The sequence below is a fragment of the Streptomyces noursei ATCC 11455 genome (genome assembly GCF_001704275.1).
Classification (GTDB): domain Bacteria; phylum Actinomycetota; class Actinomycetes; order Streptomycetales; family Streptomycetaceae; genus Streptomyces; species Streptomyces noursei.
In genome coordinates, this window is record NZ_CP011533.1 from 5,771,562 (window position 1) to 5,787,654 (window position 16,093).

Sequence of the window (16,093 nt, forward strand, 5' to 3'; positions counted from 1 at the left end):
AATGTGCTCTCTAGAGAGGATGGGAGGCGAGTTCTGCGATCACACGCACGGTGCTGGCGGCGCGCCCATGGCCTAGGGTGTCTAGAGAGGAAGAGGAGGGCTCCCGCATGGCCAGCACCGAGGGCGACCGCCGGCCGAAGTACCAGCGGATCGCGGACTCGCTGCGCGAGGCGATCCGGGCGGGCACCTACGGCCCCGGCGACCGGCTCCCGGGTGAGAACGACCTGATGACCGCGCACGGCGTGGCGCGCATGACCGCGCGTCAGGCGCTGGGCGTCCTCCAGAACGAAGGGCTGGCCGAGTCCCGCAAGGGCGCCGGCGTCTTCGTGCGGGCCTTCCGCCCGCTGCGGCGTCAGGGCATAGAGCGGTTGGCGCGCGGGCAGTGGGGCGCCGGCCGCTCGATCTGGTCCGCCGACGCCGAGAACCGCCGGGTGGTCGTGGACCAGGTGGCGGTGTCGGAGGAGGCCGCCCCGGAGGCGGTCAGGAAGGTCCTGGACCTGGGCGGCGAGGACACCGTCTGCGTGCGCCGCCGCCGTTACGTGCTGGAGGAGAAGCCCGTCCTGCTCGCGACGAGCTACCTCCCGGCGTCGCTGGTCGCGGGATCGGTCATCGCCCACGAGGACACCGGACCGGGCGGCATGTACGCCCGGCTCGCCGAACTCGGTTCCGGGCCGGTGCACTTCCGCGAGGAGATCCGCTCCCGGATGCCCACGAAGGAGGAGGCGGAGCAGCTGAGCATCTCCCCGGGCACGCCGGTGATCCTCATCCACCGGACGGCCTTCGCGGACGAGGGGCGCCCCGTGGAGTTCAACGAGATGACGCTCGACGCCGCGTCGTACGTGCTGGAGTACGGCTTCGACGCGTGAGACCGCCGGCGGTGGCGCCGCCGGCGCTGCTGGTGCTGTCGGTGCCCTCCGTCCTCTCGGTCCTCTCCGTCCCCCCTCGGCGCTCTCGGTGCCGGGTGCCCAACACTCCTTCCTTGTCGCGTTCTTGGCGCGTTTCCCGTAGCCCCGCGGTGCCAAATTGTTCTATAAAAGCTAGAACAACCCGACGGGGGCTTCGTGGACCGTCCTCGGTCCCCCGCCGCTCCCCGTCTCCTCACACCGCCTCAACACACAGGGAGATCCCATGCGTTCGCGCACCCCTTGGCGCGGCAGGATGCTCACCGCGCTCGCGGCGGCGGTGGCCGTCGCCGCCGGGCCGGTATTAGGCGCGGCCGGGGCGTCCGCGGCCCCCCGTGCCGCCGCCCTGGTCCCCGCACAGGACCGCGAGGTCCGGTTCACCGTGGACGGCACCACGGCCCACGGCACCGTGCACATCCCCGCCCACCGGCCGGGCCGCAGGCTCGCCGCCGCGCTGCTGATCCCCGGCAGCGGCCCGACCGACCGCAACGGCGACGTGCCGCCCACGTTCCCGCACACCCTCTCCCTCTTCGCGGACACCCTCGGCGAGGACGGCGTGATGAGCCTGCGGTTCGACAAGTACGGCTCCGGGCGGACGGGCCTGGGCGGCGGTCCCGGCGCCCCCGACATGGCCGCCTACACCCGCCAGGCCGTGGCCGCGTACGACACCCTGCGCCATCAGCCGGAAGCCGATCCCCGCGCGCTGCTGGTGGTCGGGCACAGCGAGGGCGGCCTGCGGGCGCTGCTCGTGGACCGCGCGGTGGCCGTCAAGCCCGCCGGGCTCGCGCTCATCGCCCCGCAGGACATGCACCTGCTGGACATGGTCGACTTCCAGCTGGCGGGCGCCCTGGACCGGGCGGTCGCGGCCGGACGACTCGACGCCGCCCGGGCGGCGTCGAACAAGAGGGGCGTGACCAGGGCCGTCGCGGACTTCCGGGCCGGGCGCCCGGTGGACACCGCGGGGCTGCTGCCCGACGTCGCCGCCGCCCTCGACGGCATGTTCGGCCCGGTCAACGCGGACTTCGTCCGCAGCGACGACGCCGTCTACCCGCCGTCCGTGGCCCGCGGTGTCGCGCCCGGCACCCGCACCCTGGTCACCTGCGGCACGGAGGACACCAATGTGCCGTGCCGGACCACGCCGGCCCTGGTGTCCGCCCTCGCCGCCGCCCGCACCACCGGCCCCGGGCTGCGGGTCCTGCCCGGTCTCGACCATCTGCTGCACCCCGCCGGGGCCCCGGCCGACGACGCGATGATCGCCCCGGCCGCGCGACGGGCCCTGCACACGTTCGTCCGCCCCTGGCGCCAGGACACGGGGAACTGAGGCCCCTTCAGCACGCCGACCCGTGCGCACCTCCGCCCCGCCGGATCCCGTCCGGCGGGGCGGTCGTGCCGCTCACCCGCCCGGCCGCGCCGCCGCCTCCGGCCCCGGCCGGGTGTCCAGTCCGTCCACCAGCCGGTCCAGGAAGCGCGTGAAGGTGGCCTCGGGGGTGCGGGGGCGGCCGGGGGCGGCCAGCGCCCGGGCGAGTTCGGGGTGCCGGCCGTCGGCGGCGACGGTGGCGAGGTAGTCCGCCTCGGCGGTGGCGCGGTCGGCGGAGTCGGCGGTGGCGGCACGGGCGAGCTCGTGGCCGACGTGGGAGGTCACGAAGCCGGTGAGGAGGCTGAAGACCTCCAGCTTCGCGGCGCCGTCCAGGGGGAGCGGCCGGAGCGCGGCGAGGGCGTGCTCCAGGAACGCCAGGGTGTGCGGTCCGAGGGTCCGTCGGGCGGTCAGGGCGGCCGGCAGCCAGGGGTGGCGGAGCATCAGGGCGCGCTGGTGGCGGGCGACGGCCTTGAGGTCGGCGCGCCAGTCGCCGGAGAGCGGGGCGGGCGGCAGGAGTTCGCCGCTGACGTGGTCGACCATCAGCTCCAGCAGCGTCTCCTTGTCGGGGGCGTAGCTGTAGAGGGACATCACGCCGGCGCCGACCCGCGCGGCGACCGCGCGCATGGTGACCGCGTCGAGCCCCTCGGCGTCGGCGAGGGCGACGGCCGCGGCGGTGATCGCCTCGCGGCTGAAGGCGGGGCGGCGCCCGCGGCGGGGGCGGTCGGGGGTCAGCCAGAGCTGCCGGGGGTCGGCGCCCGGGGCGCCGGGCCGGTCGCCGGGGGATGCGGGCACGGTGCGGCGCTCCTCTTGCGGACGTGGGTGGTGGGCGGGCCGTGGGGCACCATCCAAGCATCCGCTATTCTCGTACGACGTACGAGAATGTGGTCGAGGTGGGAGGGGCGAGGATGGCGGAGGGGTGGACCGCGCCGGAGGGACGGCCGGCGCGCGGCGCGCGATGGATGCGGGCGACCTGGCGGAAGGTGCCGACGGGGCCCTACCGGGTCGGATGCGAGGCGGGGCTGGTGGTGCCGGGCGCGGACGGCGCCCCCCTGCTGACGGATCACTACTTCCCACGGACGGGAGGCGAGTCCCGGGCGGGCACGGTGCGACCGGACGGAACGAGAGCGCCGGGGGAGTTCCCGACGCTGCTGGTGCGCTCGCCGTACGGGCGAGGAGCGCCGTGGGCACCGCTCTACGGCATCCTCTTCGCCGAGCACGGGTTCCATGTGGTGGTGCAGAGCTGCCGCGGCACGGGCGGGTCGGGCGGCGCCTTCCACCTGTGGCGCAACGAGGCCGCGGACGGCCGGGCCACGGTGGCCTGGCTGCGGGAACAGCCGTGGTTCGACGGGACGTTGGGGGCGATCGGAGCCAGCTACCTGGGGTACACCCAGTGGGCGCTCGCCGCCGACCCCCCGCCGGAGCTGCGGGCGATGGTGACACAGGTCGGCTTCAACGACCCGCACGCCTACTTCCACGCGGGCGGCGCGGTCCATCTGGAGAACGCGCTGGTGTCGGGCATCGGGATGGCCCACCAGCACCAGGGGTGGCGGCCGTTCCTGCGGGCCGCGCTGCGGCTGCGCCGGTGGCTGCGCGGGGCGCACCGCGAGCCGGCCCCGCACACGTCCGGACCGGCGGCCGAACTGCCGTGGCTGGCAGAGGCGTTGGAGCGATCGGACGGCACCGACCCGTACTGGCGGGACGCATCGCCGGCGGTGGCCGCGGAACAGCCGGCGGTGCCCACCTGCCTGATCGCCGGATGGCAGGACGTCTTCCTCGACCAGAACCTCGCGCAGTACCGGAGGCTGCGCCGGGCCGGGTGCGAGACCACGCTGCTCGTCGGGCCCTGGACGCACAACGCGGCACTCCAGGACGGCTGGCCCGAGGTGTTCGCGACGAGCCTGGCCTGGCTGCGGGCGCACCTGTGCGGCGACCGGGCCGGGCTGCCGCCCACCCGCGTGCGGGTGCACGTCGGCGGGGACGGCCCCGGGGACGGCGGGGGCGGCTGGCGGGACCTCGCACAGTGGCCGCCGGCGGAGGGCGCGGCGGACCGCTGGTACCTCGGCCCCGGCGGCCGGCTCGGGCCGCGGGCGCCCGCCGCCGCGGCGGCCCCGGCCGGCACCGCGCCGGTGGGGGAGTTCCGCCACGACCCGGCCGACCCCACCCCGTCCCTCGGCGGGCCGGTGCTCTCCCCGGGCGCCGGGCGCCGCGACAACCGGCGGCTGGAGGCCCGGGCGGACGTGCTGACCTTCACCGGGCCGGTGCTGGCCGAGCCCCTGGAGGTGCTGGGGCCGGTCGCCGCGCGGCTGCGGGTCACGGCGGCCGGCGCGGACGGCGCCCCCGCCGACCGGCCCTTCGACGTCTTCGCGCGGCTGTGCGACGTGGACGCCCGGGGCCGGTCGGTGAACGTGTGCGACGGGCTGGTGCGGGTGACCGCGCGGGCCGGGGCGGCGGATCCGACGGGGGCGCCGACGGTCGTGGTGGCGGTGGTGCCGATGACCGCGGCGGCGCACCGGTTCGCCGCCGGGCACCGGGTGCGGCTGCAGATCAGCGGCGGCGCGTTCCCGCGGTACGCGCCGCCGACCGGCCACGACGCCGGCCCCGTACGGGTCGAGCTCCACCCGGGGTCGGCGCTGGAACTGCCCCCGACCGTGCAACCCCCGACCGCCGGGCGCTGAAACGCCGGGCCGCCCGCCCCCGGCGAAGGGGAGCGGGCGGCCCGGACGGAGCACGCGCGGCCGGGGCCGTCAGCCCTGGCGGGACTCCGGGTGGTGGTGCTGCCAGCCCGCCCACGCCGACGTGATCATGTCGCGGACGTCGTGGCGGGCCTCCCAGCCCAGCTCCTTGGTGATGCGGTCGGCGGCGGCCACCACCCGGGCCGGGTCGCCGGCACGGCGCGGGGTCACCTCGGGGACCACGCCACGGTGGTCGGTGATCTCGGCGATCAGATCGACCATCTCGCGGACCGAGACGCCCTCGCCCCGGCCGATGTTGAGGGTCAGGTCGCGCACCGGGCCCGGCTCGGCCAGCTTGCGGGCCGCCGCGACATGGGCGTCCGCGAGGTCCGCGACGTGGATGTAGTCGCGGATGCAGGTGCCGTCGGGGGTGTCGTAGTCGTCACCGAAGATGCGCGGCGCGGCGCCCTGGGTGAGCCGCTCGAAGACCATCGGGACGATGTTGAAGACACCGGTGTCGGCCAGCTCGGGGGTGGCGGTGCCGGCCACGTTGAAGTAGCGCAGGCAGGCGGTGCTGATGCCGTGGGCCTTGCCCGCGGCGCGCGCCATCCACTCGCCGACGAGCTTGGTCTCGCCGTACGGGTTGATCGGGACGCACGGCGTGTCCTCGGTGACCAGGTCCACGTCCGGCATGCCGTAGACGGCGGCGGAGGAGGAGAAGACGAAGCGCGGGACGCCGCCCGCGGCCATCGCCTCCAGGAGGGTCTGCAGGCCGTGGACGTTCTCGCGGTAGTAGTGCAGCGGCATCTCCACGGACTCGCCGACCTGCTTCTTGGCGGCCAGGTGGACGACGTCGGTGACGCCGTGCTCGGCGATCGTGGCGTCCAGCACCGCGCGGTCCAGCGTCGAGCCGACGACCAGCGGCACCTCCTCGGGGACCCGGGCGCGCACGCCCGTCGTCAGATCATCGAGGACGACGACCGTCTCGCCGGCCTGCCGAAGGGCTCGTACGACATGGGCGCCGATGTAACCGGCACCACCCGTGATCAGGTAAGACATAGCGCCCATCCTAGGCAGAGGGACAAACGGACGGCGGCGTGCGGGTCAGCGCCGCAGCCGCCGGGCGGCGATCCGCCACACACTGCGCGGCCCGGACGCCACCCGGAACGCCAGCGCACCGCCGGTGGTCGTGTAGGGCTGGGCCAGCAGCACCAGCCGGCGCCGGCTGGGTAGCACCCGGCGCCGCAGCCCGGTGCCCACGGCACGCAGCCCGGCTCCGATGACGGTGCCGTTCGCGCAGGTCACCCGGGCCGTCACGTCCCACGGCTCGGGTTCGTCGGGCCGGGACCCGGGCAGCTCGGTCAGCGGCGCGAGGTCCAGCACCACCGTGCCCGTCCAGGCGGTGCCGTCGGTGGCGGGCGTCAGGGCCGCGGTGAGCACCGGGCCGGGCCGCTCGTCGCGGCGGCGCTGCAGCGTCAGGTCGACGCTGACCGGGCCGGCCGCGGCCAGCCGGCCGTACAGGTCGTGGACGCGGAGCCGGAGCACCCCGCGGGTGGTGCCCAGCACCGGATCGGCGTCGATCGTCACCGGCAGTACGGGGGTGGCCCCGATACCGGGCACGTCCTCGTCGGCGGCGTCCACCGCGTCCCCCGGGGACAGACCGTCCAGCCGTACCTCGGGCAGGTCCGCCGACCAGACCGGGGCACCGTCCGGACCCGTCGCATACGGGGGCAGCAGCCGGCCGGGACGGGCCGCCAGCTGCGTCAGCCGGTCCAGGTCGCGGGGGGCGGAGGAGGCCAGGACGACGCGGGCCAGCCAGCGCGCCGGGGCGTGCGCGGCGCGCAGCTCGGCCTCCTCGAAGGACGCCAGGTGGTCCCGGGTCAGCTGCCACCACTCGGTGCGGTAGTCGATGCCGCGGGTGTGCAACTCGCGCACGTACATCCGCAGATCGTGGTCGAGGAACTTGGTGGCCGCGGCCTGCACCAGCGTCTTCCGACCGGCGTCGCCGAGGATCCGCAGCACGGTGCGGTGCGCCTCGATGCGCTGCCGCCAGTTGGCGACGTCCTTGCGGTCCAGGGAGATCGACTGCTGCGCGGCGGCGCGCCGGACGTGCCAGATGTAGACCGTGTCGGGGATGGTGACGATCTTCGGCGCGGCGGCCAGCACCCGGGCGGTGAAGACGAAGTCCTCGTAGTGGTAACGGCCCTCGGGGAAGGCGATGCGGTGGCCGGTGAGGAACTTCCGGGCGTAGAGCTTGTTCACGCAGAGGGTGTCGCGGACCAGCTGCGGCGCCGTGTCGGGGCTGTCGTACACGGCCGGCTCGCGGTACAGGGCGGGCTGCCAGGGCACGTCGCGCCGGGCCGGCAGCTCCCGGCGCACACAGGCGCCCGCGGCGACCGGCGCCCGGTGCTGCCGCGCGGCGGACAGCAGGGCCGGCACCGCGCCCGGCGGCAGCACGTCGTCGCTGTCGAGGAACATCACGTACTGGCCGGTGGCGGCCCGCAGCCCGTCGTTGCGCGGGGACCCGCAGCCACCGCTGTTCTCGCCGCGGTGCAGGACCCGCAGCCGCGGCTCGGTGCGGGCCAGGGCGTCCAGGGCGGCGCCGGTGCCGTCGGTGGAGGCGTCGTCCACCGCGATCACCTCGGCGACCGCGTCTCCCTGCGCCAGCGCCGAACGCACCGCGTCGGCGACGTGCCGGGCGTCGTTGAACGCGATGACGACGACGCTGACCTGCGCGGCGGAAGAGAGGGCAGGCCCAGGCTGTGGCTCAAGGGCGTCATTCACAGTCACTAAATCTACATTTCGTGTCGACAGCAGCTCTTGGCGCGAGCGGGTTCGGACCCCTGCCTCTCCAGGGTCAGAGGCCGAAAACCGTCGAGCGGTTGCACCGGCCGCCCGCAATTTTCCGCCTCATTGCCGTCTCGTGACCAGCCGGCCCCCGCAACGGCGCCGTCGGCCAACCCGCGCGGACACCCGCTAGGGCGCCCGCACATGCTGTAACGACCCGGGCGCCGGGAGATGCCGATCCGGCCACCGCGCACCGGACCGGACCGCGCCCCCACCGGACCGCGCCCGCCACCCGCACCCCGCGGCCCGCCCGCTCACTCCATGACCAGGTCCGCGACCCGCCCCGCCGCCCCACCGTCGTCCAGATGGCAAAACGCCCCCCGGAACTCCGCATACGCCTCCGCGCTCGCCCGCACCACCGCCGGCAGATCCCCCAGCGCCTCCACCAACTCGCCCGTCGACGACAGCAGCGGACCCGGCACCCGCGCCTCGAAATCCAGGCTGAAACCGCGCAACGTGTCGCGGTAGTGCGCCAGATCAGGGGTGAGGAACAGCATCGGACGACCGGTGTTGGCGAAGTCCACCGCCAACGACGAGTAGTCGGTCACCAACACGTCCGCGGCCAACAACAACTCGGTCGCGTCCGGGTACGACGACACGTCCACCGCGAACGGCGCATGGTGCGCCGGCAGCCGGTCGGGCACCTGCGGATGACTGCGCACCAGCAGCACATGGCTCTCGTCCAGCGCCGCCCGCGCCGCCGCCAGGTCCAACGGCAGGTGCAGCCGGTGGTGCGAGGCGTCGTACGCCACGTCGTCGCGCGGCGTCGGCGCGTACAGCACCGCCCGCTGATCCGGCCGGACGCCCAGATGGGCGCGGACTGCGGCGGCCACCTCGTCCCGGTTCGCGGCGTGCAGCGCATCGGTCCGCGGCAGCCCGGTCTCCAGCAGCTTCCCCGCATAGCCGAGCGCCGACCGCAGCACCGGGGTGCTCACCGCGTTCGGCGACAACAGCACGCTCCACTGCCGGCCCAGCCGCGGGCGCGGCGCCAGATGCGTCAGCCCCCCGCACAGCGTCCCCGCCAGGTCCGCGCCGATCCGTTTCAGCGGCGTCCCGTGCCAGGTCTGGATCACCCGCTGCCCGGCCCGCCGCACGAACCAGCGCGGCAGATGGGTGTTGGTCACGATCCAGTGGCTGTGCGCCAGCGCCCCGTGCCAGGCCGCGCTGCCCACCACCACCGGCCGGGCCGACGGCGGCACCGCGGTCTGCGCGTCCCGCACCGCCCACAGGTGCTCCACGTCCATCCCCCGCCGCACCAGCTCCTCGTGCACCGCCCGCGGCGAATCCCCGTACGCCCGGCCGCCGAAGCTGCTGTAGAGCACCGTGTCGCGCAGCGGCCGGGACCGGTGCAGCGGATAGTGCTGCTCCCGCAGCACCCGCCGCCGGTACGGGCCCCGATCCACCGGCGGCAGCGCCGGCCCGGCCACCACGAACACCTCGTCGTGCCGCATCCGGTCCAACGTGAACGGCTTCCCGCGCACCGTCCGCGACACCGGCAACCCGTCGAACACCGACGGCACGCACCGCACCGGCGCGTCCGACGACGACCCCACCGCCCCCCGCTCCCGCAGGTGCACCGTCCAGCGGCCCTCCCGCAACGGCACCTCCCCGGCCAACGACGGCAGTGCGGCCAGCGGCAGCGCGCAGTGGAACCGCCCGTCGTCGTGCACGGCCGGGAAGACCACCTCGGCCGCGTGCGCGGCGTGCTTGAGGACCAGCTCCGGAACGGGCGGCGCGACGTCCGGCAGCGCCCCCGCCAACAGCAGCGTCCCGTCCGTCCGCCACACCACCCGGTCCACGTACGCCTGCGGCACCCGGTCGTGCAGCACCAACTCCCCGGCCGGGGACGCCGCCGCCACCAACTCCCGCCCGTGCGACAGCGGATGGACCACCGGCGCCATCTCCGGGGGACAGCCCACCGGATCGGTGCCGCCGCCGGGCAGCACCAGCTCCGGCAGCCACGTCTCGGTGTGCGGCGGCGGGATCGCGGCCGGCGCACCGTCCCGCGCGGGCCGCGCCGCGTCCCACGCGTCCAGCCGCACCCGGACGACGCACCGCGCGGCACCGTCCGCCGCCGACGCCCCGTCGCCGTCCCCGCCGGCTTCCTCCACCGGGAACGACACCACCGTTCCCGTCTCCTCGTGCGTCAGCCGCAGCGCCACCGGCGCCGGACCGGGCGCGGTCACCGCCAGCTCCAACGCCCCGCCCGCCACCACCGGCGGCGCCGCCAGCCGCCGCGCCCGCCGAGCCACCGCGATCCGCAGCCGCCCGTCCACATACCGCGGCGTCACCCACATCCCGTCCGTGCCCTCGTACGCCCCCGGCGCCGCCCCCGAACCGCACTCCGCCGCGCCCAACTCCCCGGACCGCACCACCCCCGCCGACGCCAGCAGCACCTCCACCCGCCACTCGCCCGGCACCAGGCGCCCGCCGCGCCGCAGCCGCGCCGGATCCAGCCGCAGCTCGAAACCCGACCAGTCGTAGCAGTGCAGCTCCTGCCCGGACGCCGCGGTCGCCTCCGGCATCGCCACCGTCCGCAGCGGCAGCACGATCCGCCGCCGCCCGCACGACAGCACCGCCGTCCGCAGATAGCCGTGCCGCGTCCCGGCCGGCAGGTTCCGCACATAGGCCCAGCCCCGCAACAGCAGCACCCCGCCCCGCCACACCGCCTCCCGGACCTCCGCCCGCACCGGGAAGTCCGCCCGCTCCAGCCGCGCCACCCCCGCCGGCAACGCGACCGGCGGCGCCACCGGCAGCACCGCCCGCCGCCGCAGCGGCGGCCCGGCCACCGCGAACCCCCCCGGATTGCGCGCCTCGTGCGCCAACAGCGTCACCAGATCCGTCAGCCGCCCGGCCCGGATCAGATACCACCGCATCCGCAGCTCCACCGGCAGCGCCCGCAACAACCGCGGATCGGTCCGCGACAGAAAGTCCCGGGCACAGTCCAGGAACGCCGTCCGCACCTCCGGCGCCGCCCCCGGCAACCCCGCCACCAGGTCCACCAACCCCCCGGTCAACTGCGCCCGGTCGTAGTCCGCCCGCAGCCGGCCCCACTCCGGACGCGCCGGATCGGCCAGCAGCGCCCGCATCCGCGCCACCGCCGCGAACCGGTCCCGCACCCCCTGCGCGGTCGGCCGCCGATGCCGACCGGCGCCCTCCGGCAGCCGCCAGTAACAGACGTGCTCGTGCAGCACGTCCACCGCCTCCGCCAGCACGTGCGCCGGCAGCGCCACCGCCGCCCCGTCGCACCACTCCCCGTCGGGAAAGGCGAAGCCGTGCCGCTCCCAGAAGGAGCGCCGGAACACCTTGTTCCGCACGAAGTGGTCGCCGAGCAGCGCCGGATCCTCGCTGACATGGGTGCGCAACACCGTCTCCCGCGCCGCCGGATGGTCCACCGACTGGCTCCGACCCGCCGCCCCCAGCCGGTAGACGTTGCCGGTCGCCAGATCCGCCCCCGACTTGTCCAACAGCCCCGTCAGATCCTCGTACGCCCGCGGCAGCAGCACATCGTCCGACGCCAGGAACGCCACGTACTCGGTGTGCGGAAAGGCGTGCCGGGCACCCGCGTTCCACGCCCCGCCCCGACCCCCACCGCCGTCGTGCACCACCCGGAACCGCGGATCCCGCTCCGTCAGCCCCCGCCACGGCCCCGCCGGCGGCCCGTCCGCCTCCTCCGCCGGCCCGTCGTCCACCAGCACCACATCCAGCTCCGGCAGCGTCTGGGCCGCCACCGACTCCAGACACTCCTCCACATGGCGCGCATACCCCGCACCGCGCGGGACCGGGACGACGACGGTGAGTCGAGGCTTCATGGGCGGACGAGCCTTTCCGGACTGGCGGACCACGGGGCCAACCCCGGGACACACACGGGACGATGCGGCCGACTCGTCCCTCAACTCGTCCATCGGCGGCCCGGTCACCGGCGCTGCGCTGAAAGGGTGAGGCGAAGGTGCGGCGGAACGGCCCGGACCGCGCGATGGCGTAGACCGTGGGACAGCGTGCCCGGTGCCCCGCGCGCCGGACACCGGCAACCGTCCGCAGCTCAGGAAGGTGACCGTCCCGCGATGCCCGGCCGAACCGACAGCTCCGCCGCCACCGACCGCCCCGACACCGCGGCCCCCGCCCACGGCACCCCCGCCGCCCGCACCCCCCACCCGGCCGGCACCGCCCCGGCCGCCTCCACCGTCCGCCTCCCCGCCCTCCACGACCGCGCCGGCCTGGCCCGGCTCCTGCCCGCCCGGCCCCCCTTCGCCCGGCAACTGCGCCGGATCGGCCCGGGCCGCGTCCTGGAGATCGGCTGCGGCGACGGCGACACCCTCGCCGCCTGCGCCCCCGGCAGCGTCGGCATCGACCACGACCCGCGCTCCGTCGCCCGCTGCCGCGCCCGCGGCCTGACCGCCTACACCGCCGACGCCTTCCTGGCCGGCCCGCACGCCCGCCCCGGCGCCTTCGACGCGCTGCTCACCGCCCACGTCCTGCAACACCTCGACGACGAACAGGCCGAGGAACTGCTGCACGCCTACGTCCGCTACGTCCGGCCCGGCGGCGGCGTCCTGCTGATCACCGCGCAGGAAGCCGGCCACCGCGCCGGCCCCGAACCCGTCCGCTTCACCGACTTCCCCCTGCTGCGGGCCTTCGCGGAATCCGCCGGACTGGCCGTCCGACGCACCTACTCCCACCCCCTGCCCCGCACCGCCGGCCGCGTCCTGCGGTCGAACTCCTTCGTGCTCGTCGGACAGGTGCCCCGGGGCTGAACCGGACGGGCCCGGCACCCCCGCGCCGGCCCGCCCGCCCGCCCCACGGCCCGGCGACCCTCCCCGACTACCGCCTCGAGGAGCCCTTGCGGGCCCGCACGAGCGCCCGGGTCACGATCGGCGGCAGCACGTCCAGCGCCACCCGGCGCAGCGCACCGCCCGCCGGGCGCGGCGCCGGCCGCCCCGCCGCCGGCCTGGCCTCCGCCGGCCTGGCCTCCGCCGGCCGCGCCACCGGCTGCCGCTCCGCCGGCCGCTGCGGCGCCGCCCGGTGGCGGGACACCGGATGCGCCGGCTCCTTCGCGCCCTTGGCGCTCAACCGGATCAGCGGCGCACCGTTGACCTCCTGCACCTCGTGCCAGACGTCACCGCGCGCCGCCAGCCACTCCAGCAACGCACCCTGATACCGCTCCGGATCCCCCCACGTGCCGTAGAACTTGGTGCCGGTCACACAGATCGGCCGCAGCCCGTGGTTCGTCACCGCCTGCCAGGTGGCGGCGGCCACCCCCGGGCAGTGCTCGGCACGGTAGTCGTCCATCACCACCACCCCGCGGTCGGCCAGCAGCTCCCGCACCGCCAGGATGTCGCCGTGCACGTGCTCGTACAGATGCGACGCGTCGATGTGCGCGAACCGCACGCTGTCCGCCTCGACGTGCTCGCTCACCAGCGAACTCAACCCCTGCACGATGACCGGCAACTCGTCGTGGAACGCGAGGTAGTTGGCCTCGAACGCGCGGCGCGTCAGGGTCGCGTACGACTTCGCCATCTCCTTGGAGTTGGAGTCGTCCGCCGCCGGCGAGTCGAACAGGTCGCAGACCGTGAAGCGCTCACCCGGACGCAGCCGCGCCCCCAGGAAGATCGCGCTCTTGCCCATGTAGGCACCCAGCTCCAGCAGGTCACCCGCCACCGACCGGTCCTGCTGATGCTCCAGGAACCAGTCGAAGAGCAGCTGATCGGCGGTGAAGAACCAGCCCTTGACCTCGGACAGCCGGGTCGGGCGCGGCAGCTGGTCGGCACTCTGGTCTGCGGTAACGGCAGTCATGTGCGGTCCGTCTCCAGACGGTCGGGAATCGATGACGACATACGACACGAGGGCGCGGCACACCACCGGGGTCCGGCGGACGCCCGCCGACCACCCCCGTCGCACCACGCGCTTCACGGAGCGGCGCCATCGTGGGGCAGCAACATGAACGGAAGGTGAGCGCCACCCCCCGCTCCGGTCATCTCCCGCGCACCGCTCCCACCCGGCGCCCGACCGCGCCCGCCGCCCGGGCCCCTCCCCGCCGGCCGGGGGAGGTCACTTCACCGCGCCCGCCATCACGCCCGACACGAACTGCCGCTGGAAGGCGAAGAAGACCACCAACGGCACCACCATCGACAGGAACGCCCCCGGCGCCAGCACATCGATGTTGTTGCCGAACTGCCGCACCTCCTGCTGCAGCGCCACCGTGATCGGCGGATGCCCGCTGTCCGCGAAGATCAACGCGATCAGCATGTCGTTCCACACCCACAGGAACTGGAAGATCCCCAGCGACGCGATCGCCGGCCCGCCGAGCGGCATCACCACCCGCGTGAACAGCCGCAGCTCACCCGCCCCGTCCAGCCGCGCCGCCTCCAGCAGCTCCCGCGGGATCTCCGCGAAGAAGTTCCGCAGCAGGAACACCGCGAACGGCAGCCCGAACGCCGTGTGGAACAGCACCACCCCGGCCGTCGTCTCGAACAACCCCACCGCACCGAACAGCTTCGCCACCGGGATCAGCGCCACCTGCACCGGCACCACCAGCAGCCCCACCACCACCATGAACCAGGCGTCCCGCCCCGGGAACTCCAGCCACGCGAAGGCATAACCCGCCAGCGACCCGATCACCACCACCAGCACCGTCGACGGCACCGTGATCGCCGCCGTCGTCACCAGCGACCCCATCACCTTCCCGTTCGACAGCAGATGGCCGTAGTTGTCGAACGTCAGCTGCGCGGGCCGGGTGAACACCTGCCACCAACCCGACTCGGCGATCTGCGCCGGACTGCGCAGCGACGACAGCAGCAACCCCACCGACGGCATCAGCCAGAACAACGCCACCAGCACCAGGAAGACCCGCACCGCACCGCCCCCGGCGCGCGCCGCGAGCCGCGCGGCCACCGACGGCCCACCGCCCGCCCGCCGCCCCCGCCCGCGCCCCCCACGTCCGGCCGGCACCGCGGCCCCCTCCACGGCCGACATCGGCGACGTCATCGGCGGCGCTCCTTCCGTATCCGGCGCAGATTCACGTACATCACCGGCAACACCAACACCAGCAAGAACACCGCGATCGCACTCCCCAGCCCCTCGTCCACATCCGTGCCGAACGACGACTGGAACAGCTGCAACGCCAGCACATTCGCCGACCGCAGACTGGAGCCCGGCGCGATGATGTACACCAGGTCGAAGATCTTCAGCACGTTGATCATCAGCGTGACCAGCACCACCACCAGCACCGGCGCGAGCAGCGGCACCGTGATCCGACGGAACACCTGCCACTCACCGGCCCCGTCCACCCGCGCCGCCTCCAACAGCTCCCGCGGCACACCCGCCAACCCCGCCGCGATCAACACCATCGCGAAACCGGCCCACATCCACACATAACTGCCGATGATGGCCGGCGTGACCAACGCCGGACCCAGCCAGTCCACCCCGTTGTACGCCGCCGCGAAGTTCGCCGCCGGCAACCGCAGCCGCGCCCCCGCCGCCTCCGCCGGCAACACATACGTCCCGTCCGCCGCCGTCACCGCCGACGCCACCACCCGGCCGCCCTTGACCGCCTCCACCGTCAGACCGGCCAACGCCTTCTCACCCGGATCGATCACACCCGGCCGCCCCCCGCCCCCACGCGTGAAGTCCAGCCACGCCGTACCGGTGACCTTCCCCGGCCGCGGCCGCGCGGCCACCGCCGGCCCCGCCCCCCGCACGTCCCGCGGCTGCACCGCCACCAACGGCAGCCGCACCGACGACCCCGCCCGCACCACCGACCGCGTCGTGAACGACCCGCCCCCCGACGGCCGCAGATCCGCGTTCGGCCGCGGCTTGGCCCCCGGGAACGGCGCCGGCTCCGCGAACGTGTCGTGCACCGCCACCCACACCGCATCGGCCACCCCGCGCTGCGGATCCTGGTCGTAGACCAGCCGGAAGATGATCCCGGCCGCCAGCATCGAGATCGCCATCGGCATGAAGACGACCAACTTGAACGCGGTACCCCAACGCACCCGCTCGGTCAGCACCGCGAAGATCAACCCCAGCGCGGTGGACACCGTCGGCGCCACCACGACCCACACCACGTTGTTCTTCAACGCCGTCCGGATGCCCTCGTCCGAGAACATCGCCCCGTAATTCCCCAGCCCCACAAAGCCGTTGCCCGACGCGTCGAACAGACTCCGGTACACCGAGAACCCGATGGGATACACCACCAGCGCCCCCAGCAACACCAACGCCGGCAACAGGAACACCGCGGCGACCCACCACCGCGACCCGGCCACCGCCCGCCGCCGCGCCCCGACCCGCCCGCCCGCACCCGTGCCCGCACCGCTCAT

At 74.9% G+C, this 16,093-nt stretch carries 11 protein-coding genes; 4 read left to right on the top strand and 7 right to left on the bottom strand.

Annotated elements, in window-relative coordinates; translation table 11 throughout:
• Positions 1-107: 107 nt before the first annotated feature.
• Positions 108-866, top strand: a complete 759-nt coding sequence (locus tag SNOUR_RS24500; protein ID WP_067350926.1) for a GntR family transcriptional regulator — start codon at positions 108-110, stop codon at positions 864-866.
• A gap of 262 nt (positions 867-1,128) precedes the next feature.
• Entirely contained in the window at positions 1,129-2,223 is a 1,095-nt protein-coding gene (locus tag SNOUR_RS24505; RefSeq protein WP_312633525.1) for an alpha/beta hydrolase family protein, read from the top strand.
• A gap of 72 nt (positions 2,224-2,295) precedes the next feature.
• Here the strand turns inward: SNOUR_RS24505 and SNOUR_RS24510 are convergent, their stop codons facing one another.
• Entirely contained in the window at positions 2,296-3,051 is a 756-nt protein-coding gene (locus SNOUR_RS24510) for a TetR/AcrR family transcriptional regulator (RefSeq protein WP_067350928.1), read from the bottom strand.
• A gap of 113 nt (positions 3,052-3,164) precedes the next feature.
• On the opposite strand from SNOUR_RS24510, the gene SNOUR_RS24515 reads away from it, so the two are divergent.
• Positions 3,165-4,934, top strand: coding sequence for a CocE/NonD family hydrolase (locus tag SNOUR_RS24515; protein WP_067350931.1), 1,770 nt, complete (start codon positions 3,165-3,167; stop codon positions 4,932-4,934).
• A gap of 69 nt (positions 4,935-5,003) precedes the next feature.
• Here SNOUR_RS24515 and galE read toward each other — a convergent pair whose 3' ends face one another.
• From galE to SNOUR_RS24530, 3 genes are all read right to left on the bottom strand, one after another.
• Positions 5,004-5,990, bottom strand: coding sequence for a UDP-glucose 4-epimerase GalE (galE, locus tag SNOUR_RS24520; protein ID WP_067350934.1), 987 nt, complete (start codon positions 5,988-5,990; stop codon positions 5,004-5,006).
• A gap of 45 nt (positions 5,991-6,035) precedes the next feature.
• Positions 6,036-7,715, bottom strand: coding sequence for a glycosyltransferase family 2 protein (locus tag SNOUR_RS24525; protein WP_067350936.1), 1,680 nt, complete (start codon positions 7,713-7,715; stop codon positions 6,036-6,038).
• A 317-nt stretch (positions 7,716-8,032) separates the two neighbouring features.
• Complete coding sequence (locus SNOUR_RS24530; RefSeq protein ID WP_067350937.1) at positions 8,033-11,590, bottom strand: bifunctional glycosyltransferase/CDP-glycerol:glycerophosphate glycerophosphotransferase; 3,558 nt, start codon at positions 11,588-11,590, stop codon at positions 8,033-8,035.
• Positions 11,591-11,842: 252 nt separating this feature from the next.
• On the opposite strand from SNOUR_RS24530, the gene SNOUR_RS24535 reads away from it, so the two are divergent.
• Positions 11,843-12,532 (top strand): class I SAM-dependent methyltransferase, encoded by a 690-nt coding sequence (locus SNOUR_RS24535; RefSeq protein WP_067350940.1) that lies wholly within the window; start codon positions 11,843-11,845, stop codon positions 12,530-12,532.
• A 67-nt stretch (positions 12,533-12,599) separates the two neighbouring features.
• Here the strand turns inward: SNOUR_RS24535 and SNOUR_RS24540 are convergent, their stop codons facing one another.
• The 3 genes from SNOUR_RS24540 to SNOUR_RS24550 form a co-directional block, all read right to left on the bottom strand.
• Entirely contained in the window at positions 12,600-13,571 is a 972-nt protein-coding gene (locus SNOUR_RS24540) for a class I SAM-dependent methyltransferase (RefSeq protein WP_067350943.1), read from the bottom strand.
• Between the two features lie 255 nt (positions 13,572-13,826).
• Complete coding sequence (locus SNOUR_RS24545) at positions 13,827-14,762, bottom strand: carbohydrate ABC transporter permease (RefSeq protein ID WP_376738543.1); 936 nt, start codon at positions 14,760-14,762, stop codon at positions 13,827-13,829.
• Positions 14,759-16,093, bottom strand: coding sequence for a carbohydrate ABC transporter permease (locus SNOUR_RS24550; RefSeq protein WP_067350946.1), 1,335 nt, complete (start codon positions 16,091-16,093; stop codon positions 14,759-14,761). Before SNOUR_RS24550 ends, SNOUR_RS24545 begins: the two co-directional genes overlap by 4 nt.

Bases quoted from the DNA above. Each gene is read 5' to 3' on its own strand.
- SNOUR_RS24535 (WP_067350940.1), top strand. From the start codon at position 11,843: ATGCCCGGCCGAACCGACAGCTCCGCCGCCACCGACCGCCCCGACACC.
- SNOUR_RS24530 (WP_067350937.1), bottom strand. From the start codon at position 11,590: ATGAAGCCTCGACTCACCGTCGTCGTCCCGGTCCCGCGCGGTGCGGGG.
- SNOUR_RS24500 (WP_067350926.1), top strand. From the start codon at position 108: ATGGCCAGCACCGAGGGCGACCGCCGGCCGAAGTACCAGCGGATCGCG.
- SNOUR_RS24550 (WP_067350946.1), bottom strand. From the start codon at position 16,093: ATGAGCGGTGCGGGCACGGGTGCGGGCGGGCGGGTCGGGGCGCGGCGG.
- SNOUR_RS24505 (WP_312633525.1), top strand. From the start codon at position 1,129: ATGCGTTCGCGCACCCCTTGGCGCGGCAGGATGCTCACCGCGCTCGCG.
- galE (WP_067350934.1), bottom strand. From the start codon at position 5,990: ATGTCTTACCTGATCACGGGTGGTGCCGGTTACATCGGCGCCCATGTC.
- SNOUR_RS24515 (WP_067350931.1), top strand. From the start codon at position 3,165: ATGGCGGAGGGGTGGACCGCGCCGGAGGGACGGCCGGCGCGCGGCGCG.
- SNOUR_RS24545 (WP_376738543.1), bottom strand. From the start codon at position 14,762: ATGACGTCGCCGATGTCGGCCGTGGAGGGGGCCGCGGTGCCGGCCGGA.
- SNOUR_RS24540 (WP_067350943.1), bottom strand. From the start codon at position 13,571: ATGACTGCCGTTACCGCAGACCAGAGTGCCGACCAGCTGCCGCGCCCG.